19 protein-coding genes are annotated in these 22,551 nt (G+C 72.5%); 13 read left to right on the top strand and 6 right to left on the bottom strand.

Going from position 1 to position 22,551, the window contains the following annotated elements; all coding sequences use genetic code 11:
• Window positions 1–29 precede the first annotated feature (29 nt).
• On the top strand, window positions 30–1,436 hold the full coding sequence (locus tag AC3DEV_RS15185; RefSeq protein ID WP_488372612.1) for a class II 3-deoxy-7-phosphoheptulonate synthase: 1,407 nt from the start codon (window positions 30–32) through the stop codon (window positions 1,434–1,436).
• Window positions 1,437–1,498: 62 nt separating this feature from the next.
• Here the strand turns inward: AC3DEV_RS15185 and pknB are convergent, their stop codons facing one another.
• Window positions 1,499–3,721: a Stk1 family PASTA domain-containing Ser/Thr kinase gene (gene pknB, locus AC3DEV_RS15180; protein WP_488372611.1), complete on the bottom strand. Its 2,223-nt coding sequence runs from the start codon at window positions 3,719–3,721 to the stop codon at window positions 1,499–1,501.
• A 131-nt stretch (window positions 3,722–3,852) separates the two neighbouring features.
• On the opposite strand from pknB, the gene AC3DEV_RS15175 reads away from it, so the two are divergent.
• Window positions 3,853–4,221, top strand: a complete 369-nt coding sequence (locus tag AC3DEV_RS15175) for an Rv2175c family DNA-binding protein (protein ID WP_067713740.1) — start codon at window positions 3,853–3,855, stop codon at window positions 4,219–4,221.
• Here AC3DEV_RS15175 and mptB read toward each other — a convergent pair.
• Window positions 4,190–5,779, bottom strand: a complete 1,590-nt coding sequence (gene mptB, locus AC3DEV_RS15170) for a polyprenol phosphomannose-dependent alpha 1,6 mannosyltransferase MptB (protein WP_488372610.1) — start codon at window positions 5,777–5,779, stop codon at window positions 4,190–4,192. The genes AC3DEV_RS15175 and mptB overlap by 32 nt on opposite strands.
• Before the next feature lie 3 nt (window positions 5,780–5,782).
• A complete protein-coding gene (locus AC3DEV_RS15165; protein ID WP_488372609.1) occupies window positions 5,783–6,862 on the bottom strand; it encodes a polyprenyl synthetase family protein in 1,080 nt (359 codons plus the stop codon).
• A gap of 96 nt (window positions 6,863–6,958) precedes the next feature.
• Between AC3DEV_RS15165 and metF the strand changes: the two genes are divergently transcribed.
• Entirely contained in the window at window positions 6,959–7,936 is a 978-nt protein-coding gene (gene metF, locus AC3DEV_RS15160) for a methylenetetrahydrofolate reductase [NAD(P)H] (RefSeq protein ID WP_185951756.1), read from the top strand.
• Window positions 7,937–7,963: 27 nt separating this feature from the next.
• On the opposite strand, the gene AC3DEV_RS15155 is transcribed toward metF, so the two are convergent.
• From AC3DEV_RS15155 to AC3DEV_RS15145, 3 genes are read right to left on the bottom strand one after another with little or no spacing between them, the layout of a single operon-like run.
• Entirely contained in the window at window positions 7,964–8,692 is a 729-nt protein-coding gene (locus AC3DEV_RS15155) for an LppM family (lipo)protein (RefSeq protein ID WP_488372608.1), read from the bottom strand.
• Window positions 8,689–10,275, bottom strand: coding sequence for a phytoene desaturase family protein (locus AC3DEV_RS15150; protein ID WP_488372607.1), 1,587 nt, complete (start codon window positions 10,273–10,275; stop codon window positions 8,689–8,691). Before AC3DEV_RS15150 ends, AC3DEV_RS15155 begins: the two co-directional genes overlap by 4 nt.
• On the bottom strand, window positions 10,272–10,859 hold the full coding sequence (locus AC3DEV_RS15145) for a GNAT family N-acetyltransferase (RefSeq protein ID WP_096907272.1): 588 nt from the start codon (window positions 10,857–10,859) through the stop codon (window positions 10,272–10,274). The genes AC3DEV_RS15150 and AC3DEV_RS15145 overlap by 4 nt, the downstream gene beginning before the upstream one ends.
• 92 nt (window positions 10,860–10,951) lie before the next feature.
• Between AC3DEV_RS15145 and AC3DEV_RS15140 the strand changes: the two genes are divergently transcribed.
• From AC3DEV_RS15140 to murD, 10 genes are all read left to right on the top strand, one after another.
• Window positions 10,952–11,356, top strand: coding sequence for an SAV_6107 family HEPN domain-containing protein (locus AC3DEV_RS15140; RefSeq protein ID WP_067713753.1), 405 nt, complete (start codon window positions 10,952–10,954; stop codon window positions 11,354–11,356).
• A gap of 177 nt (window positions 11,357–11,533) precedes the next feature.
• Window positions 11,534–11,950, top strand: a complete 417-nt coding sequence (locus AC3DEV_RS15135; protein ID WP_096905650.1) for a DUF3040 domain-containing protein — start codon at window positions 11,534–11,536, stop codon at window positions 11,948–11,950.
• A 460-nt stretch (window positions 11,951–12,410) separates the two neighbouring features.
• The gene (gene mraZ / locus AC3DEV_RS15130) at window positions 12,411–12,887 is read left to right on the top strand and encodes a division/cell wall cluster transcriptional repressor MraZ (RefSeq protein WP_067713759.1); all 477 of its coding nucleotides are present in this window, start codon (window positions 12,411–12,413) and stop codon (window positions 12,885–12,887) included.
• Window positions 12,888–13,057: 170 nt separating this feature from the next.
• A complete protein-coding gene (rsmH, locus tag AC3DEV_RS15125; RefSeq protein WP_488372606.1) occupies window positions 13,058–14,080 on the top strand; it encodes a 16S rRNA (cytosine(1402)-N(4))-methyltransferase RsmH in 1,023 nt (340 codons plus the stop codon).
• Window positions 14,077–14,880, top strand: a complete 804-nt coding sequence (gene ftsL / locus AC3DEV_RS15120) for a cell division protein FtsL (RefSeq protein WP_067713764.1) — start codon at window positions 14,077–14,079, stop codon at window positions 14,878–14,880. Before rsmH ends, ftsL begins: the two co-directional genes overlap by 4 nt.
• A gap of 29 nt (window positions 14,881–14,909) precedes the next feature.
• Window positions 14,910–16,808, top strand: coding sequence for a peptidoglycan D,D-transpeptidase FtsI family protein (locus AC3DEV_RS15115; protein WP_488372605.1), 1,899 nt, complete (start codon window positions 14,910–14,912; stop codon window positions 16,806–16,808).
• Window positions 16,809–16,883: 75 nt separating this feature from the next.
• Complete coding sequence (locus AC3DEV_RS15110; protein WP_488372604.1) at window positions 16,884–18,443, top strand: UDP-N-acetylmuramoyl-L-alanyl-D-glutamate--2,6-diaminopimelate ligase; 1,560 nt, start codon at window positions 16,884–16,886, stop codon at window positions 18,441–18,443.
• On the top strand, window positions 18,440–19,945 hold the full coding sequence (locus AC3DEV_RS15105) for a UDP-N-acetylmuramoyl-tripeptide--D-alanyl-D-alanine ligase (RefSeq protein ID WP_472982410.1): 1,506 nt from the start codon (window positions 18,440–18,442) through the stop codon (window positions 19,943–19,945). The genes AC3DEV_RS15110 and AC3DEV_RS15105 overlap by 4 nt, the downstream gene beginning before the upstream one ends.
• Window positions 19,942–21,036, top strand: coding sequence for a phospho-N-acetylmuramoyl-pentapeptide-transferase (gene mraY / locus AC3DEV_RS15100; RefSeq protein ID WP_206474304.1), 1,095 nt, complete (start codon window positions 19,942–19,944; stop codon window positions 21,034–21,036). The genes AC3DEV_RS15105 and mraY overlap by 4 nt, the downstream gene beginning before the upstream one ends.
• Before the next feature lie 5 nt (window positions 21,037–21,041).
• Complete coding sequence (gene murD / locus AC3DEV_RS15095; RefSeq protein ID WP_488372603.1) at window positions 21,042–22,550, top strand: UDP-N-acetylmuramoyl-L-alanine--D-glutamate ligase; 1,509 nt, start codon at window positions 21,042–21,044, stop codon at window positions 22,548–22,550.
• Window position 22,551 lies beyond the last annotated feature (1 nt).

Here is a 22,551-nt window from a genome sequence, read left to right as displayed (position 1 = left end):
TCCGCCGGTTGTGGCGTATCGTCGCCGGGGTGAGCAACTGGACAGTCGACGTCGACATCGCGCAACTCCCCGACCTCCCGCCGCTCTCCGCGGACCTGGATCGGCAGCTGGCGGACGCCCTCTCGCGGCCCGCCCTGCAGCAGCCGTCGTGGGATCCCGGACACGCCGCGGCGATGCGCAAGGTGTTGGAGAGCGTGCCGCCGATCTGCGTCGCCTCCGAGGTCGAGCACCTCTCCGATCGCCTCGCCGACGTGGCGCACGGGCGTGCGTTCCTGCTCCAGGGCGGTGACTGCGCCGAGACGTTCGAGGCGAACACCGAGCCGCACATCAAGGGCGTGATCCGCACCCTGCTGCAGATGTCGGTCGTGCTGACCTACGGTGCGTCGATGCCAGTGGTGAAGGTTGGCCGGATCGCCGGCCAGTACGCCAAGCCCCGCTCGGCGGACCGCGACGGAACCGGGCTGTTGTCCTACCGCGGCGACATGGTCAACGCTCTCGAGCCGAACGAGGCGGCCCGCGAGCACGACGCCTCGCGACTGGTCCGTGCCTACGCCAACGCGGCCGCGGCGATGAACCTGGTCCGTTCCCTGACGGCGTCGGGCACCGCCGACCTGCACCGCGTCCACGAATGGAACATGGAGTTCGTCGCGGGCTCGCCCGCGGGTGCCCGCTACGAGGCCCTCGCCGCCGAGGTGGACCGCGGCCTGCGCTTCATGGACGCCTGCGGGGTGTCGGACCAGAACCTGCGTTCGGCCGACATCTTCTCCTCCCACGAGGCACTCGTCCTGGACTACGAGCGGGCCATGTTGCGTCTGGCCGACGACGGTACGGGCCTGACCGGCGACGCCGAGCAGGGGTTGTACGACCTGTCGGCGCACTTCCTGTGGATCGGGGAGCGGACCCGCGGCATCGACGACGCCCACGTCGCGTTCGCCTCGCTCATCCAGAACCCGATCGGTCTGAAGATCGGACCCACCACCACACCCGAGTTGGCGGTCGAGTACGTGGAGAAGCTCGACCCCCACAACCGGCCGGGTCGACTGACGCTCGTCTCCCGGATGGGCAACGACAAGGTCCGCGAGGCGCTGCCGCCGATCGTCCAGGCCGTCGAGGCGACCGGCCACAAGGTCATCTGGCAGTGCGACCCCATGCACGGCAACACCCACTCGACGTCCAACGGGTACAAGACCCGCCATTTCGACCGGATCATCGACGAGGTCCAGGGCTTCTTCGAGGTCCACCACGCCCTCGGTTCCCACCCGGGTGGCATCCACATCGAGCTCACCGGTGAGGACGTCACCGAGTGCCTCGGCGGTGCGCAGGACATCTCGGACCTCGACCTGGCCGGTCGCTACGAGACCGCCTGCGACCCGCGCCTCAACACCCAGCAGTCGCTCGAGCTCGCCTACCTGGTGGCGGAGATGCTGCGCAGCTGACGCCGCAGGGGACCGGCCCCCCGGGAGGCACGGCCGGCCCCACGCCGGAGACGCGGCCGGCCCTAGCCGAGCGCGTCGATCTCGACCTCGCTGCCCCTGGCCACCACCCTGCCGGGCAGCGGGGTCTGGCCGTAGACGATCCCACTCGACGTGCCCGAGTCGATGGTGGCCTCCAGCCCGGCGTCCTGCAGCGTCCGGCGCGCGTCGGAGGCCCGCGAGCCCAGCACCACCGGGACGGTCACCGCGTCCGACGGGACGACCCGCAGCACCGCGTTCGCCGGGTCGAGCCGGGCCCCGGCCGGCGGGTCGGTGCGCACCACGCGGCCGTCGGAGATCTGACGATCGGTCACGGGCGACTCGCGGACGATCGTGAACCCCGCGTCGTCGAGGACCTCGGTCGCCTCGTCGAGGGGCACATCCCGGAGGTCCGGCACGGTCAGCGCGTTGGAGACGAGCAGGACGACCCCGTCCCCGCGGGACACGTCGGTTCCGGGGTCCGGGTCGGTGCCCACGGCCACGCCGCCGTCGACCTCGTCGTCGTAGACCCTCCTGACCTGTGACACGGTCAGGCCCGCGCCCTCGAGGGCCGCGCGCGCCTGGTCCTCCTCCAGGCCCACGACCTCGGGGACGGCGACGGGGGCGGGGCCGGAACTGGTCACCATGGCGACCCGGGTGCCCACGTCGACGGTCGTGCCGGCGCCCGGTTGGAGCGAGACCACCTGGCCGACGGGCACCGAGTCCGAGTGCTCGTTCCCGCCCCGGACCGGTTCCAGTGAGTTCTCCCGCAGTGCCGTGGACACGGCCTCGACGGATCTGTCGGCGCCGACCTCGGGCACCACGGGGCGACCGACGGATACCAGTACGGCCACGGTGTCGCCGCGCGGCACCCGCTCGCCCGCCGCGGGGTCGGTGCCCACCAGCGCGGACGGGGGGACATCGTTGCTGAAGGCGTCGCGGGTGGCGGCGGCCAACCCGACGGCGTTGACCGCCTCGGTCGCCTGTCCCACCGACATGCCCTGGACCGACGGCACCTCCACGAACCGGCCGGAACCCAGCCACCAGCCGGCCACGGCGAGGCCGATCGCGGCGGCGAGCACCACGATGAGCCACAGCATGCCGCGCTTGCGGCGGGGGCGGATGACGTCCCGGTCGGGCGCGGGCTCGAGGTCGCCGGGGGGATAGTGGCCCGATCCCGCGCCGTGCCAGTGCGCAGGAGCGGGACCGGCCCCCGCTCCCGCCCCGGGATCCGCCGCCGCCGGGGCCACCATGGTGTCCACCCGCGTCGGCGTCGGCCCGTCACCCCGGCGCAGCGCCTCCCCGCTCTCACGGTCGGCGGCGTCGAACTCGGACTCCCCGCCCGGGGTGGCCCGCGCGGCGTTGGCCCGAGCCCGCGACCACGAGGACTGCCGTGGTGCCGGGACGACATAGTCGGGGAACCGGCCGATCCTGGCGGCCTGGTCGAGGTCCCGCAGCATCTCGCCGGCGTCGGCGTAGCGGTCCTCACGGCTGCGTCGCGTGGCGCGCAGGATCAGGTGGTCGAGGTCCTCGGCCACGGTGTCGGACTGGTCGGAGGGGGCCGGCACGTCGGAGTCGAGGCGACGGTAGGCCACGGCGATGGTGTTGTCACCGCTGAACGGTGGCTCCCCGGTGAGCATCTCGTAGGCGAGAACGCCGAGGGAGTACAGGTCGGACCGGGCGTCGGTATCGGCGCCGGAGATCTGTTCGGGGGACAGGTAGGCCGCCGTGCCCATCACCACGCTGCTCGAGGTGGCGCGGGACTCGGCCACCGCCCGGACCAGGCCGAAGTCGGCGAGTTTGACCGCGCCGCTGCCGGAGATCAGCACGTTCTCGGGCTTGATGTCGCGGTGCACCAGGCCTGCCTGGTGGGCCTCCCGCAGGGCGCCGAGGAGCGGACGCAGGACGGCGGCCGCGGCGTACGGGGGCATGGGGCCGCGCTCGTCGAGCAGTTCCCGCAACGTGCCACCGGGCACGAGTTCCATCACGAGGAACGCGGTGTCGGCCTCGACGCCCTGGTCGAAGACCTGGACGATGCCGGGATCCGACAGGCGGGCCACCGACCTGGCCTCGAGGGTGAAGCGGTCGACGAACGCCTTGTCCCCGGCGAGGGTCGGATCGAGCAGCTTGACGGCGACGTGGCGGTCCAACCGCTCGTCGGTGGCCAGGTGGACGGTGGACATCCCGCCGCGGGCGATGACGGCGTCGAGCCGGTATCGCCCGTCGAGCAGGGTCCCTGGGCCGGGGGGCTTCCCGTCGTAAGTGCTCATGTCGTCCATTCTGCCCCTCCCGTCCCGTCCGCGGTACGTCCCGAGCGGACGGGGTCCGTTGCCCGACGCCGTCGGCCGCGCCGGCACCGCCGGTGGGGCCAGGGCGCGCCCGTGGGACTAACCTGGGCGGGGTGAGTACCGTTCCGCACGCCGACGACGTCCTGCCCGCCGACGTCGAGACCATCAACCTCCCCGCGGTGTCCGAGCGCCTGGGCATCCCCGTGACCCGCGTGCACGATCTCCTGCGCGACGGGACCCTGCTCGCCGTGCGGCGAGCGGGCATCGTGGTGGTGCCGGCGACCTTCCTGGATGACGACGACGAGGTCGTGCGCTTCCTGCCCGGGCTGGTGGCGGTCCTGCGGGACGGCGGCTACCGGGACGAGGAGATCCTGCGGTGGCTGTTCGCCGAGGACGACAGCCTGCCCGGCCGGCCGGCCGACGCGCTACACGGTCACCGCGCCCGCGAGGTCATGCGGCGCGCCCAGGCGATGGCGTTCTGACCCCGGCGGTCGCGCGCCGCCACCACCAGACCGCGGCGAGGGATGCCGCGAGGGCCGCCCCGACGAGCGCGGGGCTGTAGAGGCTGGTCGACCCGTTGGGTCCGATCGCCATCACGAGGAAGACGGTCACCGCCACGGCGGCCGTGGTGGCGCGTCGACCGGGTCGGGCGGCGATCCAGAACGCCGCCACCCACACGTAATACCAGGGCCAGGCCAGCGAGTTGAGGACCACGAAGGCCAGCAGCGCGACCATGATGCCGCGGAGCGCCGAGCGGGTGTCACGCCGGTGGAGCCACCACACCACGACGAGGGTGACCCCCAGGACCACGCGTCCGACGCGGCGGGCGACCGCCAGGACGTCCTCGAATCCGGGGGTGTCGACCACGGCGTGGACCAGGTGTGCCACGGCGGTGGGCGCGCTGAGGTAGTTGATGACCCGGTCGGAGACGGAGATCGCGTCGAGCCAGCCGAACCCGGTGCCCGCGGAGAGGGTCGCCAGGGCGAACGCGACGGCGGCGGCCCCCGCCGCGGCCCCGGTGTCGACGAGGGCGCCGACGAGGGGGCGGCGCGCCCCGATCGACGTCCGCCGTCGGTCCAGGGCGATCCACAGCAGGAACGGCGCCACGATCACGGCGGTGGCCTTGAACGCCACCGCGATCCCGATCGCCGCCCCGGCCCACGCGTAGCGCCGGTCGAGCGTGAGGACCACGGCGCCGACGCATGCCACCAGCGGGAAGATCTCGTTGTGCAGCCCGCCCGCGAAGTGGATCACGGACAGCGGGGAGGCGCCCGCCATCCACACCGCGGCGCCGGCGTCCACCCCGGCGCGGCGGGCCAGGGCGACCACGAGCGCGACGAGCCCGGCCAGTGCGGCGAGTACCACCACCCCGAGGATGACGATCCCCACCGCCGGGTGGCCGCCGGACAGCGCCACGACGACGCGCATGAGCAGCAGGTGCAGCGGGCCGTACGGGGTCGCGGTGGACCGCCAGTCCGGGCTGACCTCGTCGGTGAAGGGGCCGGGGTTGGCCTCCGGTCCGTGGTGGTACGGGTCCACTCCCGCGGCGCTCATGGCGCCCTGCGCCAGGTAGGACCAGGCGTCGCGGCTGAACAGGGGGACCGCGGGCAGCATCGGCGCCGACCACAGGGCCGTGACCCACACGGCGTCCCGGGTGGGGAGGCGGCCCGAGACCGCTCGGGGGCCGAGCGCGAGCCACGAGGTGACCAGCAGCGCGACGCCCGCCCAGCAGAGGATGAGGGCGAGGACCTCACCGTGGCCGAACGTGTACCCGGGCAGTCCCACCGCGACCGCGACGCCGCCGTCCACGGGCAGGGCGCCCGCGCCGAAACCGGCGATGGTGAGCAGGACCGAGCCGAGGACGCCGCGCCACAGCGCCGGACCGGAGGGGCCGGTCAGGGCGGCGCGGGCCGAGGCGGTCGCCGCGGTGGTCGTCCGGCGGATCCGCGACGATGGTGTCGAAGGCGACGACGTCGGTGATGATGACGGCGACGACGACGAGGTGGTCGCCTCCGGCCGGGGGGCGGACGCTCCGAGCACGGATCAGGCCCGCCTGCGGGTCGCGGCCTCCGCCAGTGCGCGCAGTGTGTCCCGCCCGTGGTCGCTGATCGCATCGGAGGCCACGGTGTCCAGGGCGCGGGTGGTCAACGCGTCGATCTCGGCCTCCACCGAGACCACCGCACCGGACTCCACGAGGATGCTGCGCGCGCGTTCGAGCGTGGCCGCGTCGGGTTGCGTCCCGAGAACTCCGAGGAGGAACTCGGCGTCCCGGCGGGGGGCGAGGGCGGTCGCACGGGCGAGCAGCAGGGTGCGCTTGCCCTCCCGCAGATCGTCCCCGGAGGGCTTGCCGGTGACCTCCGGGTCGCCGAACACGCCCAGCATGTCGTCCCGCAACTGGAACGCCTGGCCCACGGCCACCCCGAACTCGCGCAGGGCCGAGACGGTCTCCGCCCCGGCACCCGCCAGCTCGGCGCCGATGTGCAGTGGCCGCTCGACCGTGTAGGCCGCGGTCTTGAAGCGGTTCACCCGGGCCGGGGTGAGCTCGTCGGTGGCGCCCGAGGCCTCGGCGAGGATGTCGAGCATCTGCCCCGACAGGACCTCTGTCTTCATGGCGTACCAGGGACCCAACGCGCGGGCCAGGGCCTCGGGAGGCACCCCGGAGGTCACGAACATCTCGTCGGCCCACGTCAGCGCCAGGTCGCCCACGAGGATGGCCTGAGAGATGCCGTAGCGGGCCGCGTCGCCGTCCCAGCCCTCGTCGCGGTGCGCGGCCTCGATCGTCCGGTGGACGGTGGGGCGGCCTCGCCGGGTGTCGGAGGCGTCCACGATGTCGTCGTGGACCAGCGCGCAGGCCTGGATCAGCTCGAGGGCGGCGCAGGCGGTGACGACCTCGTCCGGGGCGGGAGCGTCCGTGTCGCTCGCGGCGGCCCAGCCGGCCAGGGCGAACCGCGGTCGCATCCGTTTGCCGCCGTCGAGGACGAAGTCGGAGAGCAGGCCGGCCAGGCGGTCGACCCGCTCGTCTATCCCCGCCACGACCGTGCGCCGTCCGTCGATGAGTCGGCGGAGCGCGTCGAGGACGCGTTCTCCGTCGTCGGGGCGAGTCGCCGAGACCACGGGCACCATCCCTTCCGGGCGCCGGTGTCCGGCCGCCCTCGTCGCCGACGATCCTAGTCGTCGGGCGGCGGCCGGACGTGGCGCGCGTCGGGCTACCCTGGTCGGGTGACCCAGCTACCCGACTCCGACCCGACGGACGGCGGCCGGCACCCGAGCATCGTGGAGCGGATCGCGACGTCGACCACCCCGAGGGTTCCGTTCTCCGTCGAGTTCTACCCGCCGCGCGACGAGGCCGCCGAGGAGCGACTCTGGCGCGCCGCCACCGTGTTCTCCGACCTCGGGGCGGCGTTCGTCTCGGTCACCTACGGGGCCGGCGGATCCACGCGGGACCGGACGGTCCGGGTCGTCGAGCGGCTCGTCCGCGAGACCGACCTGCTGCCGATCGCGCACCTGACGGCGGTGGACCACACGGTCGCCGAGCTCACCGACATGATCCGCATGTACGGCGAGGTCGGGGTGTCCAACATCCTCGCCCTGCGCGGGGACCCGCCCGGGGACCCGCTGGGCGAGTGGACGGCTCACCCCGAGGGGCTGCACTACGCCGAGGAACTCGTCCGCCTGATCCACGAGGTGGGGGACTTCCACGTCGGGGTGGCGTCCTTCCCCGAGGGGCACTACCGGGCCCGGGACCTCGAGCACGACTCCGAGATCCTGGTGAACAAGCTCCGGGCCGGCGCCGAGTACTCGATCACCCAGATGTTCTGGGACGTGGAGCACTACCTGCGCCTGAGGGATCGCGCCGTCGCCGCCGACCCGGAGCAGGGCGCCAAGCCCATCATCCCCGGACTCATGCCGGTCACGAGTCTGCGGCAGGTCCAGCGGATGGTCGAGCTCTCGGGCTGCGCCCTCCCCGACGACCTGGCCGAGCGACTCCGGACCGCGGCCGGGGACGGGCCCGAGGAGAACCGGGCGGCGGTCCGTGAGGTCGGGATCGATCTCACCACCCGCATGTGCGAGCGTCTGATCGCCGAGGGTGTCCCGTGCCTGCACTTCAACACCCTGAACTTCTCCAAGGCCACCCACGAGGTCCTCACCAACCTGTCGATGGCCCCCGCCCCCGGGGTGGCGGCCGGCAGGATCTGATCCGCCCCGGTGGGGGTGCGGCTCGGGTCAGCGCACCAGCCGGTCGGCACGGGCCCTGGACGTCCGGGCGGCCAGGATCGTCCCGATGGACACCAGCAGGGCGGCGCCGATCCCGACGATCATCCACACCGCGAACCCACGTGCGGCCGGGTCGGGATACGACGACGAGGCCTGCATCCGCGTGATGGACCCCGGAGCCGGGGACCAGCTGACGGAGTTGCCGGCCCCGATGGTGCCGTTGGTCTCCTTGATGCGGTTGGGGAAGGTCAGGTCGACCCGGGTGGTCGCCGTCTCGGCGCGGTCGGCGGGCAGCAGGGACAGGTCCACCGATCCGCTGAACGACACCGTGTCGCCGCTGCGGCGGAAGCCCAGGCTGTACGGCCGTGCCCCCTCGATGTCGATCGCGAGGGTGAGGGTGTCGACCTCCGCGAACGTCAACTGGGTGAAGTAGATCTCGCGGCCGGTGAAACCGTCCGCTGAGTAGGGGGTGATGCGCACCTTCTGCTCGAGCCCGGACGGCGTGGTGATCCGGTCGAGCGCGGCCGCCTGCGTGGGCTGGTCACCCGCCACGAGGATCCGGCCGGATACGGTGTCGTCTTTGCGGACGCTCATCTGGGCGTTCAGCTGGAGGCACCCGGACAGGAGCACCAGGAGGGTGGCCAGGGCCGTGAGGCCCGCCAGTCGCCGGGGCAGTCGGGAGCGGCCACTGCTCGTGGGGGCGTTCGCTGTCGGATGGGGCGGGGTCACGGCGGTCATTGTGCCCGTGATCCCCGCCGTCGCCGCGCCGACCTGCCGAGTCGGCGGGTCACGAGCCGCGCCACCGTCCTGCCGCTGGTCCCGATCACACCGCCACCGGGGTGGGTCGAGGCCCCCGCCAGGAACACGCCGTCGGCCCCGGGCACGGCGTGACCGCGCAGATCGGGGTGGGGACGCATCGGCAGCATCTGGTCGAGGGACATCTCCACGTGCATGACGTTCCCGCCGATCAGCCCGAGTTCGGTCTCCAGGTCCTCGGGGGTCTGGACGTGACGGTGGACGATCGAGTCGGCCAACCCCGGCGCGAAGCGGTCCGCGACGGCGATGATCCGGTCGGCCTCCGCGGCGCCCTCCTCCGACCAGCCACGGCCGTCGGCCAGGTGGCGCGGGTGCCACTGTGACCACAGTGTCAGCTCGTGGCGGCCCTCCGGAGCCAGCGAGGGGTCGAGCGCGCTGAAGCTCATCGCCAGGACGGCGGGATCGGCGTCGAGGCCGCCCGCGGCGGCGACGCCGTAGCGGCGATCGAGGTGCCGTCGGTCCGTGACGAGCAGTTGCAGGCCGTGGGCGCTGGTGCTCGTGGGTACGCCGGGATACGTGGGCAGTGCATCGGTCCCGAGTCTGACGGCCATCCCCAGTCCGAAACCGGGCCTGATCCGCCGCCGCCACCCGTCCAGCGTCGCCGCCGGGAGTTCGCCGGCGAGGAGGTCCAGGGTCGTGTGGACGTGGCAGGCGGCGACGACGGCCGAGCAGTACAGGGATCGTCCGCCCTCGGTGTCGACGCGCCACCCCGAACCGGAGCGCCGGATCGAGGTGGCCCCGGCACCTGCGGTGACCGTCCCCCCGTGCGCCCGGACGGCGGCCGTGAGGGACTCCGCGAGCGCGCCCGAACCGCCGATCGCGCGCCCCGGCGGGATCCGGTGCATCAGGGCGGCGAACCCGATCATGGGGGCTGTGGCGGGGTGGGACATCGGCGGTCCCGACTGCGCGCCGAACCACGACAGTGCCGCCTTGAGGCGCTCCGAGGTGAACATCGCGTCCAGCAGCGCGTCACCGGAGGACAGGAAGGTCTGGACCGCGCCGAACGGATCGCGCAGGTCGTCGGCCCCGAGGAACGCCGAACCGAGACCCGGGGCGGTGGGGCGGACCGCGAACCCCTTCATCATCCGTCCCGCCAGGACGTCCCACCGGCGGACGAACTCCCGGTACGCGACGGCGTCGGCCTCACCGCAGGCCGCGGCGATGCTGGCGCACGTGGCGTCGAGGTCACGGTGGAAGACGATCGGTGGCGCGTCGGATCCCGGCGGGGCGGGCGCGAAGCCCCACGGGTCGCAGTCCACGTAGCGCAGTCCGTGGGCTTCCAGCCCGAGCTCTTGCGGGATCCCGGTGTGGCGGATCATCAGATGTGCCGAGGACCCGCGGTCGGTGCGGTGGCCCGGGTACCGTTCGACCGTCGACGTGGCGCCGCCGATCACCGTGTCCCGTTCGACCACGTGCACGTCGAGCCCGGCGCGGGCGAGATAGGCGGCGCACACCAGTCCGTTGTGGCCGGAGCCGACCACCACCACGTCATGCCGGGGGATCACGTCCGATCTCCGTTCCCGGCGAGCGGTAGCGATCGGGCCAGGACGGCGAACGGTCTCGCGTCCCCCTGGAACCGATACGAACGCAGCACATCGGTGAACCCCAACGACCGGTACAGGCGCCAGGCCGCGTTGTCCTCGCCGTCGACCTCCGGGGTCGACAGCAGCACCGTGCTCTCCGGCCGGTCGGCCAGGAACGTCCTGACGAGGGTCGCGCCGATGCCGCGCCCCTGCAGTCCCGGCGAGACGTGCAGCTCGGTCAGTTCCACGTAGTCGGGCGGGAGCTCACGGTCCCGGTCCCGCAGTCCCCGGGAGACCTGGTCGTACCACCACTGCCCGGGAGCGCCGTGATAGCCGTAGCAGATGGCGACGAGCTGCCCCCGGGTCTGACCGAGCAGGCGTCGGCGCGGGGCCTCGAACGCGGCCACACCCGACCAGCCGTCCCGGTAGCTGTGCTCCATCCACGCCGCGGCCCGGGAGCGGACCACCTGCGGCGGGTAGCCCATGGCGTCGACGTAGACCCCCAGAGCCTCGGGCAGTCGGTCTCGGAAGTCGGCTGCGTCGAGCCGGGTGATCACGGTGTCCATCCACCCCATTTGATCACGGGCGCGGATACGGGGCGTCCGGATGTGTCGTACCCCGGCGATACCGTGCGCGCAGAAGGGGAGGTGCAGGGGAGATGGACACCAGGAACAGGATGCGGACGGCCGGCGGGGGAGCGGTGGGAACCCTCGGACGGGCGAGCCGTGCGGAGCTGCACCGTGGGCGCGCGATCGCCGCCGCTGCTCCCTCCGAGCGGTTCCTCGAGTCGTACCGCGCCGCGAGGTACGCGGCCGGGGCCCTGCTGGCCCCCGGGCCGCGGCGGCGCGGTCCCGCGGACGTCTGGCACCGGCTCGCGGCGGAGGTGCCGGAGTTGGAGCGGTGGGCGACCGCCTTCAGTGGGTACTCCGCTCTGGCGGCGGCGGTCGAGGACGGGCTCCCGCGTACGGTCTCGGATCGGATGGCGGACGATTTCCTGTGGGCGGTGGGACGGTTTCTCGACCTGGTGGACGAGCGGTTGGGGGTCCTCGGCCCCGCCGCCTGAGGAGCCGGGCGGTGAGACGGGGGAATCCTCAGGTCTCAGAGGGGAATCCCGGTGGTACCCGCCGCGTTGCCCTCGTATGATGGGGGGAACCCTGACCGGCTGATCCCCATCCACGGTTGGTGCGAACCGACCGAGCCGGCCGCGCTCGTTCGTCACGAGCATCTGAAGGAGGTCGAAGTGCCCCTGTCCGAGCACGAGCAGCGCATGCTCAAGGAAATCGAGAGCGCGCTCTACGCCGACGACCCGAAGTTCGCGTCGTCTGTCCGAAAGACCGGTGCGACCGGTGCTCGTCGTCCGGCGGGCCTGGTGGTCGCGCTGGCGATCCTCGGTGTGGCGCTTCTGATCGGCGGGCTCGCCCTCGACTTCAAGCCCGGCGGCTTCCCGGTACTGAGTCTCGTCGGGTTCCTGGTGATGTTCGCGGCGGGTGTCCTCGCGCTGCGGTCCACGCCGTCGCACGGCGCCGCCGGCGCCAAGGGCACCGGCGGACCCCGGGTCCCCGGCACCGGGCGGACATCGGCCAAGCCCGCCGACGGGCGGAACTACTCCTCCCGCATGGAGGACCGCTTCCGCCGACGGTTCGACCAGGAGCCCTGACCGGCCCGTCCCACGGCCTTTCGACGAAGGGGTGAGCGCACACGCGCTCACCCCTTCGTCCATTTGTCTGACGCTCTCGGGCCGGCAGCCCAGAGCCCATCGCGACCCAGAACGTCCGTCCCCGCCGAGATGCCGGCGCTCCGTCCTTCCTCCCCACCACGCCCCACCCGTGCTCCCCACCACGCCCCACCCCTCCTCCCCACATCTCCCCACAGGGGGCGGCTCGGCTGCCACGTGAGCCGTCTCGAGTCACATGAGTCCCAAAAGACTCGCGGAAGTGGGCTCCCTCCGGGCTGTTGATCCGGTGTCGGGACGGCGACGGCAGGGTCTCTATGGCCACTGAACTGCGGTGATGTGAGGCGGTGGGGCGAAGTGGGGCGCAGGCCTTGTTTGTGGGGCGTTGTGGGGTAGAGTGGGGCACGCAAGGAACTCGATGGGCCTGGACCCCAGGAGGTGGCGGGTGACCGACACCGATCTCGTCGACTCCGGACGTGAACGAGCCTTCGTCGGGTACGGGACACACCGTCCCAAGCTCGACGACAAGGGGCGGCTGACGATCCCCGCCAGATTCAGGCCAGGCCTGGCGGACGGGGTGGTGGTGTGTGGGTGGTTCACCAACACGCTCTCGGTCTTCCCTGAGGACGAGTTCGACGCGCTGGTCAGAAAGGTCCGGCCGACCGCCAACCTCAGCGAGAGGCACATGGCGTTCTTCCGGCTCCTGGTGAGCGGCGCGGAAGTCCAACAACTGGACTCGCAGGGACGGATCTCCATCCCGGCGAGTCAGCGGAACTACGCGGGTCTGGACAAGGACTGCGTCGTCAACGGCCTCGGGGAGCGTCTCGAGGTCTGGGACGCCGAGGCGTGGGACCGCTACAGCGAGGAGAACCTACCCGTGTTCTCCGAGATGGAGGGCACCTCGCTCGGGATCGAATTCTGATCCGGGGAGAGGACGGACACGAGCAAGCGAGAGCACGACGGACGGAGCCCCCCGGCCCCTGCCCGGCACCACCCTGACGTACTTCCCCAACGCCAGGTGGGTACCGGACGGGGACCAGGGGGCTCCACCACAACCGGAGCACCGACGACTTCCGGACGCGAGGAGGCGAGATGGCAGACGAGTCCGACGCCGACCGCGACGCCACGCGCTCCGGGCACGTACCCGTCTTCCTCGAGCGGACCATCGAGTTCTTCCGGCCCGTCGTCGAGGCGGCCGCGCAGGACGGCCGCGTCCCCGTGATCGTGGACGGGACCCTCGGGCTCGGGGGGCATTCCTCCCACCTGCTGGCCGAGTTCGGTGAGCTGCGCATCCTCGGCGTCGACCGTGACCCCGAGGCCCTCGAGATGGCGACCCGTCGCCTCACGGCCTACCGCGACCGGTTCACGCCGGTTCACGCCCGCTTCGACGATTTCGACCGCGTCGTGGCGGCCCTGCCCGGGGAGTCCCGGGACGAGGCGGGCCCCGCGATCGACGGGATCCTGCTCGACTTCGGTGTCTCCTCCATGCAGCTCGATGTGGCCGAGCGAGGTTTCGCGTATTCGGTCGACTCCCCGCTCGACATGAGGATGGACCCCACCACCGGCCCCACCGCGGCCGACATCCTGGCCGACTACCCGCGTGACGACCTCGCCCGCGTCCTGCGCGTCTACGGCGAGGAGCGATTCGCGCGACAGATCGCCGCGGCGATCGTCCGCCGCCGGGACACCGACCCTGTCGTGACCAGCTCCCAACTCGTCGAGCTGCTCTACGACACCATCCCGCAGGGTGCCCGCCGGACCGGCGGACACCCGGGCAAACGCGTGTTCCAGGCCCTGCGCATCGAGGTCAACGCCGAGCTGGAGGCCGTGGAGAACGCGGTGCCCGGATACCTGGACCTGCTCCGCCTCGGCGGCCGTGCGGTGTTCATGTCCTACCACTCCCTCGAGGACAAGATCGTCAAGCGCGAGCTGGCCACGCGCACCGCATCGCGGACGCCGGCGGGCCTGCCCGTGGAGCTCCCCGGCCACGGCCCCGAGTTCGAGGCGGTCACCAGGGGAGCGGAGAAGGCCTCACAGGAGGAGATCGACCACAACCCGCGCTCGGCCTCGGTGCGCGTGCGATGTGTCCGGCGTATCGACGGGAGAACCCCATGACGAGCACGATCGACACGCCCGGCACCGCCGGTGGGCTCGACACCCGCCCGGCGACGACACCGGGTGTCGGCGCGCCCGCACCCGCGGGACGACCCGTCGGCCTCCGACGCAAGCCCGTCACCCGCTCGGTGCGCGGCCGCCGGACCGTGGTCGTCCCGGCGGAACGTCTGAGTCCCGCCGAGCTCGCCGCGAGGGTTCCCTTCGTCGTCGTCCTCCTCCTGCTCATCGGCGCGGGGGTGGGCGGCACCCTCCTGCTGTCCGCGCAGACCACCCAGGACACCTACGACCTCAAGAACGCCCGCGACGCCAATGTGGAGTTGGTGGAACGGATGGAGGCCCTGCAGGCGTCCAACGAACGCGCCCGGTCCGCCGAGGTGCTGGCGCAGCGCGCGGAGAAGCTCGGCATGGTCGGAGTCGCCAGCGCACCCATCCTGACCAGGGGATCGGACGGCGTGCTCGAGATCGTCGGCGAGCCCGAGGCGAAGCTCGGCGCGCCGATCAAGCCGCTGCAGCCCGCTCCGGTAGCGTCCGGACCGTCGAGGTCGTCCGACCGGGACGGATTCGACGCCCCGCCCGCGCAGGCGCCCCAGGACCGCACGCCCCGCGGGGTCGCCCCCGTCCCCTACCCGCCCCTCGCAGCCCCTCCGTCCCCGGTCGCCCCACCGCCCGCCATGGCCGAGTCCGCCCCGCCGGCTCCCGCCCCACAGGCGGACCCCGCACCCGACCTCGTCCCGCCGGCTCCGGCACCGCCCGGTGAGGACGCCGCGACCCTCGCCCCGGTGCCCGGACAGCTCTTCTAGACACCCGAACCCCGAAAGGCCCGCTGGAGATGACCGAACGACGCAGCCCGGGAACGGGCGCCCGGGTCCCCTCGGGCGCCCCGCGCGGCACCGCGCCGGGAGTCGGACGGCCACCGAACCGGTTCGGCAGGGTCCTCACCGCCTCGGCGACCGAGCGACGCTTCACCTTCATGCGCTCCGCCTTCGCGCTGATCATGGTCATCGCGCTGGTCAAGCTCTTCTGGGTGCAGACCCTCGGGGGAACGGAGCTCGCGGCCCGCGCCGAGAGCCAACGCCAGGTCCACGAGGTCCTGCCCGCCACGCGGGGAGCGATCGTCGACCTCAACGGCGACCCCATCGCGTTCACCCGCGAGGCCCGCGACCTGTCGATCCAGCCGCTGGTCGAACAGCGCAACGCCGAGGCGCGACGGGAACTCGACAGCACCAAGCCCACCTGGGACGAACTGGTCGAGGAGATCGCCGACGAGTTCGAGACCGTGCTCGGTGACGCCGTCGACCGCGACGAGATCGAGGCCAAACTCACCTCGGAGGGCGGCTTCACCTACCTCGTCCGCAACGTCGACGTCACGCTGGCCAACGCCATCACCCGCGAGTACCCCATGATCGGGGCCGAGCGCGTCGACATCCGCGAGTACCCGGGGGGCGCGCTCGCCGCGAACGTCGTCGGTGCGACGACGAAGAGCGACGAGGGCAAGCTGATCGGGCTCCAGGGCATCGAGACGCATTTCAACGACGAACTGGACGGGGAGGACGGACGGCAGACGTTCGACCGGGCCCAGGACAACACCGTCATCCCGGGCACCCTGCGCAACGTGACCGAGCCGCGCGACGGCGACACCATCCGCCTCACCCTGGACGCGGACCTGCAGTGGCACGTGCAGAAGGCCATCCAGACCGCCAAGGACACCTCCGGAGCCGAGACCGCGTCCGCCGTCGTGCTCGACGCGCGCACCGGTGAGGTCCGCGCGATGGCCAACGACAACACGTTCAACCCGGCCGTCGGGGTCGGTGCCGAGCTCGAGCGGGGTGCGGACCTGGGCAACCCGGCGATCACCTCGCCGTTCGAACCGGGCTCCGTGCAGAAGATCATCACCGCCGCCGCCGCGATCGAGGCGGGGCTGACCGATCCGAACGAGGTCCACTCCGTGGACGGCAGCATCCGGATGGAAGGTGTCACCGTCTCGGACGCGTGGCAGCACGGCCCCACCCCGTACACCACCACCGGCATCTTCGGGAAGTCCTCCAACGTCGGCACACTCATGCTCGCCCAGCGGGTGGGCAAGGAGCCGTTCTCCGAGTACCTCGACAAGTTCGGCCTCGGCCAGCGCTCGGGGATCGAACTCGCCGGGGAGTCCGAGGGTCTGGTGCCCGACCTGCAGAACTGGCAGGGCGGCACCTTCGCCAACCTGCCCATCGGGCAGGGCCTGTCCATGACCACCCTGCAGATGGCGGGCATCTACCAGACCATCGCCAACGACGGTGTCCGCGTGCCGCCGCGGATCGTCGCCGAGCGCGTCGGCCCCGACGGCGAGCGCACCGAGACCGAGCGTCCCGAAGGTGAGCGGGTCATCAGCACCGAGACCGCCCGCACTGTGCGGGACATGTTCCGCTCGGTCGTGCAGTCCGGGGGCACCGGCCCCCAGGCCGCGGTCGCCGGCTACCAGATCAGTGGCAAGACCGGCACCGCGCAGCAGATCGACCCCGGGTGCTCCTGCTACTCCAACTCGCGCTACTGGATCACCTTCTCCGGCATCCTGCCCGCCGACGACCCACGGTATGTGATCGCGATCATGCTCGACGCCCCCTCGCGCGGCGTGCTCGGGGCCTCCGCGGCCCCGCTCTTCCACGACATCGCATCGTGGCTGGTCAATCGCGACAACATCCCGCCGTCCGCCCCCGCGCCGGAACTGGTCCTGCAGGCGCGGTGATCAGCGCCCGGCAGGGTAGCGTGTAGCGGGTTCACGGGAGGGTAGCGAGCAAGGAAGGCGGGGCGAGGACAGGCGATGACGACAGCGCGAGAGCTGGCAGACGCGGTGCGGGCCACCCTTCTCGGCGACAGGACCCGGGGTGGTGACGACCTCGTCGGTGCGACGATCCGCGCACAGGACTGCGGCCCCGGGATCCTCTTCGCGGCACTGCCCGGCACGCGGGTCCACGGCGCCGCGTTCGGCGCCACCGCGATCGAGGCGGGCGCCGACGCCGTGCTCACCGACCCCGAGGGGCTCGAGATGATGGCCGCCGTGGCCGACCGGGTCCCCGTCCTGGTGCATCCCGACCCCCGGTCCGTCCTCGGCGCGGTGTCCGCGGCGGTCGCGGGAGACCCCTCCGCCGCCCTCGACGTCGTGGGGATCACCGGGACGTCCGGCAAGACGACCACCTCCTACCTCGTCGAGGCCGCGCTCGAGGGCGGCGGCCATGTCGCGGGCCTCATCGGCACCACCGGGAGCCGGGTCGACGGTCGGGCGCTGCCGAGTCGCCTCACGACCCCCGAGGCCCCCGAGTTCCAGGCCCTCCTGGCCCGGATGAGGGATGAGGGGGCCCGCGCGGTCGCGGCCGAGGTCTCCAGCCACGCCCTGCGGCTCGGGCGCGTGGACGGCACCAGGTTCGCCGTGGGTGCCTTCCTCAACCTGACCCGGGACCACCTGGATTTCCATCCGAGCATGGACGACTACTTCCGCGCCAAGTGCCGGCTGTTCGACGCCGAGGCCGACCCGGGGTCCGCGGTCCGCCCCGCCGAGCGGGCCGTCGTCGTGGTGGACGACGACTGGGGCCGGAGACTGCTCGGGATGCGGCCGGACGCGGTCACGGTCTCCGCCGAACCCGGGGCCGACGCGGACTGGACGGCGGGAGAGTCCGCGACCACCGAGCGCGGCACCCAGACCTTCACCGTGCACGGCCCCCGCGGGCTGACCGCCGACGTCGAACTTCCGCTGCTCGGCCGGTTCAACGTCGCCAACGCACTGGTGGCCCTGGCGGTCGTCGATGCCCTCGGTTCGGACGTGGCGGGCGCGGCGGCCGGTCTGGCCCGCGTCCGGGTCCCAGGACGGCTCGAGCCCGTCGTGCGGGGCCAGGACTTCCGGGTGCTCGTCGACTACGCCCACAAGCCCGGCGCGGTCGCGGCGGTGCTCCGGTCCGTCCGCGCGCAGACCGAGGGCCGCATCGCCGTGGTCCTCGGTGCCGGTGGCGACCGCGATCCGGGTAAACGCCCGCTCATGGGCGCCGCCGCCGCCGAGGTCGCCGACCTGGTCGTGGTCACCGACGACAACCCGCGCAGCGAGGACCCGGCCGAGATCCGCGCGGCGGTCCTCGCGGGCGCCGAGTCCGCCGCCGGTGACGACACCCTGATCGAGGAGGTCGGTGACCGGGGAGCGGCGATCGCCACGGCGATCGACTGGGCCCGCACCGGGGACGTCGTCGTGATCGCCGGCAAGGGCCACGAGACCGGTCAGGAGAGGAACGGGACCGTGTTCCCGTTCGACGACCGCACCAGAGCCGCCGAAGAACTCATCAGACGACTCGGATACGCCGCCCCCACGGGCGAGACGGAGGACAACGCACCATGATCGACCTCACCCTCGGCGAGATCGCCGGGATAGTCGGCGGTCGGTTGGTCGGTGGAGACCCCGCGTCGGCCGTCACCGGTTCCGTGGAGTTCGACTCCCGCCGGATCGGGGAGGGCGGGCTGTTCCTGGCGCTGCCCGGGGAGCGCGTCGACGGTCACGACTATGTCGCCCGTGCCCTCGACGCCGGGGCCGCCGCAGCGCTCGTCGCCCACGAGGTAGACGGGGCGGACGGTGCACAGATCGTCGTGCCCACGGTCGACCGGAGGCAGACCAACGCCATGGCACTCGCCGCGGACACGGACGGCTCCGGCGCGTCGGTGCTCGCCGCGCTCGGCGCCCTCGCCCGCGCGAGCGTCGACCGTCTGGTCGCCGACCACGGACTGGTCGTGGTGGGGGTGACCGGCTCGTCCGGCAAGACCAGCACCAAGGACCTCATCGGCGCCGTGCTGTCCGCGGCCGGCACGGTCGTCGCCCCACCCGGATCGTTCAACAACGAGATCGGGCACCCCTGGACCGCACTGCGGGCCGACTCCGGCACCGACTTCCTCGTCCTGGAACTCAGTGCCCGGGCGCCCGGGAACATCCGCGAGCTGGCGGCCCTGGCACCGCCGCGGATCGGCGTCGTGCTCAACGTCGGTACCGCACACCTCGGCGAGTTCGGTTCGCGAGAGGTCATCGCCGCCACGAAGGGCGAACTCGTCGAAGCCCTCCCGGACGCCGCCCACGGTGGGGTGGCCGTCCTCAACGCCGACGACGAGCGGGTCCGGTCCATGGCCGGACGCACCGCCGCGGAGGTGGTCTCCGTGGGGGTCGAGGGATCCGCGGACGTCCGTGCGGAGCGGGTACGGCTCGACGACGAGGTACGCGCCTCCTTCCGCCTGGTCACCCCGCGGGGTGAGGCCGATGTGGCGCTCCGTGTGCACGGGGAGCACCAGGTGGGCAACGCCCTGTCGGCGGCCGCGGTGGGTCTCGCGTGCGGGATGTCGGTCGAGCAGGTGGCCGCGGCCCTGGGCACCGCCCAGGCCGCGTCCGTCCGAAGGATGGACGTGCGGATGACCGCCGACGGCGTCACCGTCATCAACGACTCGTACAACGCCAACCCCGATTCGATGCGGGCCGCGCTGAAGTCCCTGGCTGTCATGGCCCGCTCCGGCGGCGGCCACCGCCGGACCTGGGCGGTGCTGGGGGAGATGGCCGAACTCGGCGCGGACGCGGTCACCGAGCACGACCTGCTCGGGCGGTTCCTCGTCCGGCTGGACGTGTCCCAGCTCGTGGTCGTGGGCCTGGGCCGCCCCCAGCGGGCGATGTTCCAGGGCGCGATCCAGGAGGGCTCGTGGGGTTCAGAGGCGGAGCACGTCGCCACCGCCGAGGAGGCCGTGGCGATCCTGGACGAGCGCGTGGAGCCCGGCGACATCGTCCTGGTCAAGGCCTCCGCGGCCGTCGGATTGTGGAGCGTCGCCGAGCATCTGCTCGCGTCGCGTGGTGAGGAGAACCAGTCATGACCCAGATCATGATCGCAGGCATCGTCGCCTTCGTCGTGAGCATCTTCCTCACACCCCTGCTCATCATCTATTTCCGGCGCAAGGGCTACGGCCAGGAGATCCGTCTCGAGGGACCGCAGTCCCACATGAGCAAGCGCGGCACACCCAACATGGGTGGCGTCGCGATCCTCGCCGCGGTGTGGCTCGGGTACATCGTCGCCGGGGTGATCGGGCAGGTCACGGTCGGCGGGGGCGGGTTCACCGCCTCGGGCGTGCTCGTGCTCGGCCTGGCCACCGCGCTGGCGGTGGTGGGGATGGTCGACGACGGACTCAAGGTCTTCAAGCGCCACAACAAGGGCCTGGGCATCCTGTCCAAGACCGCCGGCCAGGTGCTCGCGGCCCTCGCGTTCGGCATCCTCGTGCTGCAGTTCCGCAACAACGACGGGCTCACCCCCGCCAGCACGTCGTTGAGCTACGTGCGGGACTTCGTCGCGGTGAGCTTCCCCGTCGTCGTCTTCCTGATCTTCATCGTCGTCCTCGTCTACGGCTGGTCCAACGCGGTCAACTTCACCGACGGCCTGGACGGGCTGGCCGCCGGCTCCATGGCGATGGTGATGGGCACCTACGTGGTGTTCACCTTCTGGCAGTTCCGCTACTCCTGCTTCTCCACCGCGGAGGGCGTCGACCTGTCGGGCTGCTACCAGGTCCGTGACCCCCTCGACATCGCGGTGGTGTGCTCGGCCGCTCTCGGCGCCTGCCTGGGCTTCCTGTGGTGGAACGCGGCCCCCGCGAAGATCTTCATGGGGGACACCGGGTCGATGTTCCTCGGCGGCATCGTCGCGGGCGTGTCCGTGGTCTCTCGCACCGAGCTGCTCATGGTGGTCGTGGGCGCCGTGTTCGTCATCGAGTTCGTCTCCGTGCTCATCCAGGTGGCCGCGTTCCGCACCACGGGCCGTCGGCCGTTCCGCATGACACCCATCCACCACCACTTCGAGAACGGCGGCTGGGCCGAGACCACGGTGACCATCCGGTTCTGGCTGCTGGTGGCGATCTCCTGTGGTCTGGCGATCGCACTGTTCTACGGCGACTGGCTCGCGAGCTCGACGGGATGACCGACATGACCCACACCGCAGGTACCGTCGGCACGGCGGCCGACGCCGGTCCCGACGTGTGCGAGCTGACCGGCTCCCGCGTGCTGGTCCTGGGCGCGGGCGTGTCCGGCCCGGGCGCGGTCCGCATCCTCCACGCGCTGGGCGCCGAGCCGGTCGTCGCCGACTCCCGTCCCGAGGCCATCTCACGACTCCGAGAGGCGCTGCCCGACGACATCGGGTGTGCGGGCGTCGACCTCGCCCGCGCGGCCGAGCTCCTCGACGGATCCGATGGTCCGGGCCGTGTCGACCTCGTCATCACGAGCCCCGGCTGGCGGCCGGACTCGCCGCTGCTGCTGGCCGCCGCCGACGCCGGGGTTCCGGTGTGGGGTGATGTCGAACTGGCCTGGCGGGCCGACGCCGCCGAACTGTTCGGGCCGCGACGCACCTGGCTCGCGGTGACCGGCACCAACGGCAAGACCACCACCACCTCGATGCTCGAGGCCATCTGCCTGGAGGCCGGGATGGCCGCGCGCGCCTGCGGGAACATCGGGCTGCCGGTGACGGACGTCCTCCTGGCCGAGCCCCGCGTCGACGTGCTGGCGGCCGAGCTGTCCAGCTTCCAACTGCACTGGGCGCCGAGTTGCCGCCCGGACGTCGGGGTGGTGCTCAACGTCGCCGAGGACCACCTCGACTGGCACGGCTCCATGGAGGCCTACGCCGAGGCCAAGGCCCGTGTCCTCACCGGCCGCGTGGCCGTGGCCGGCGCCGACGACGAGATCGCCGCGCGCCTGCTCGCCGCGGCGCCCGCCCCGACCGCGATCGGGGTGCGCCTCGGTGCGCCCGGTCCGGGGGAGTGTGGCGTCGTCGACGGCGTTCTCACCGCGCGGATCGGCGGTGGTGACGAGGACGACGACGACGAGGTGGCGCTGCTGCCCGCCGGGGACGTCCGCCCGGCCGGGCCCGCGGGCGTGCTCGACGCGCTCGCCGCCTCGGCCGTCGCCCTCTCCGTGGGCGCGCGACCCGAGCACGTAGCCGCGGCCCTGCGGGGCTTCACCGTGGGCGCCCATCGCGCGGAGCCGGTCGACACGATCGACGGGGTCGCCTACGTGGACGACTCGAAGGCCACCAACCCCCACGCCGCCCGGACCTCGCTGCTCGCGGGCGGGACGATGGTGTGGATCGCCGGGGGCCTGCTCAAGGGCGCCGACGTGGAGCCGCTGGTCGCCGAGGTCTCGGGCGTGCTGCGCGGCGTGGTCCTCATCGGCCGCGACCGTGGGCGGATCGCCGAGGCATTGGCCCGACACGCGCCGGCGGTGCCCGTCGTGGAGCTGGCCTCGGGAGACGATGACGATGCCGCGGGTCCCGACGAGCCGCAGCAGACGATGGACCGGGCGGTCGCCGAGGCCGCACGGATGGCCACCGGAGGCGACACCGTGTTGCTCGCCCCCGCGGCCGCGTCGATGGACATGTTCACCGACTACGGTCACCGCGGGCGCAGCTTCGTCCTCGCCGTGGGCCGCGTGGCCGGGAGGTAGG

Source organism: Dietzia sp. IBK-p2-15D (genome assembly GCF_057773105.1).
This window is presented reverse-complemented; position numbering and strand designations above follow the sequence as displayed.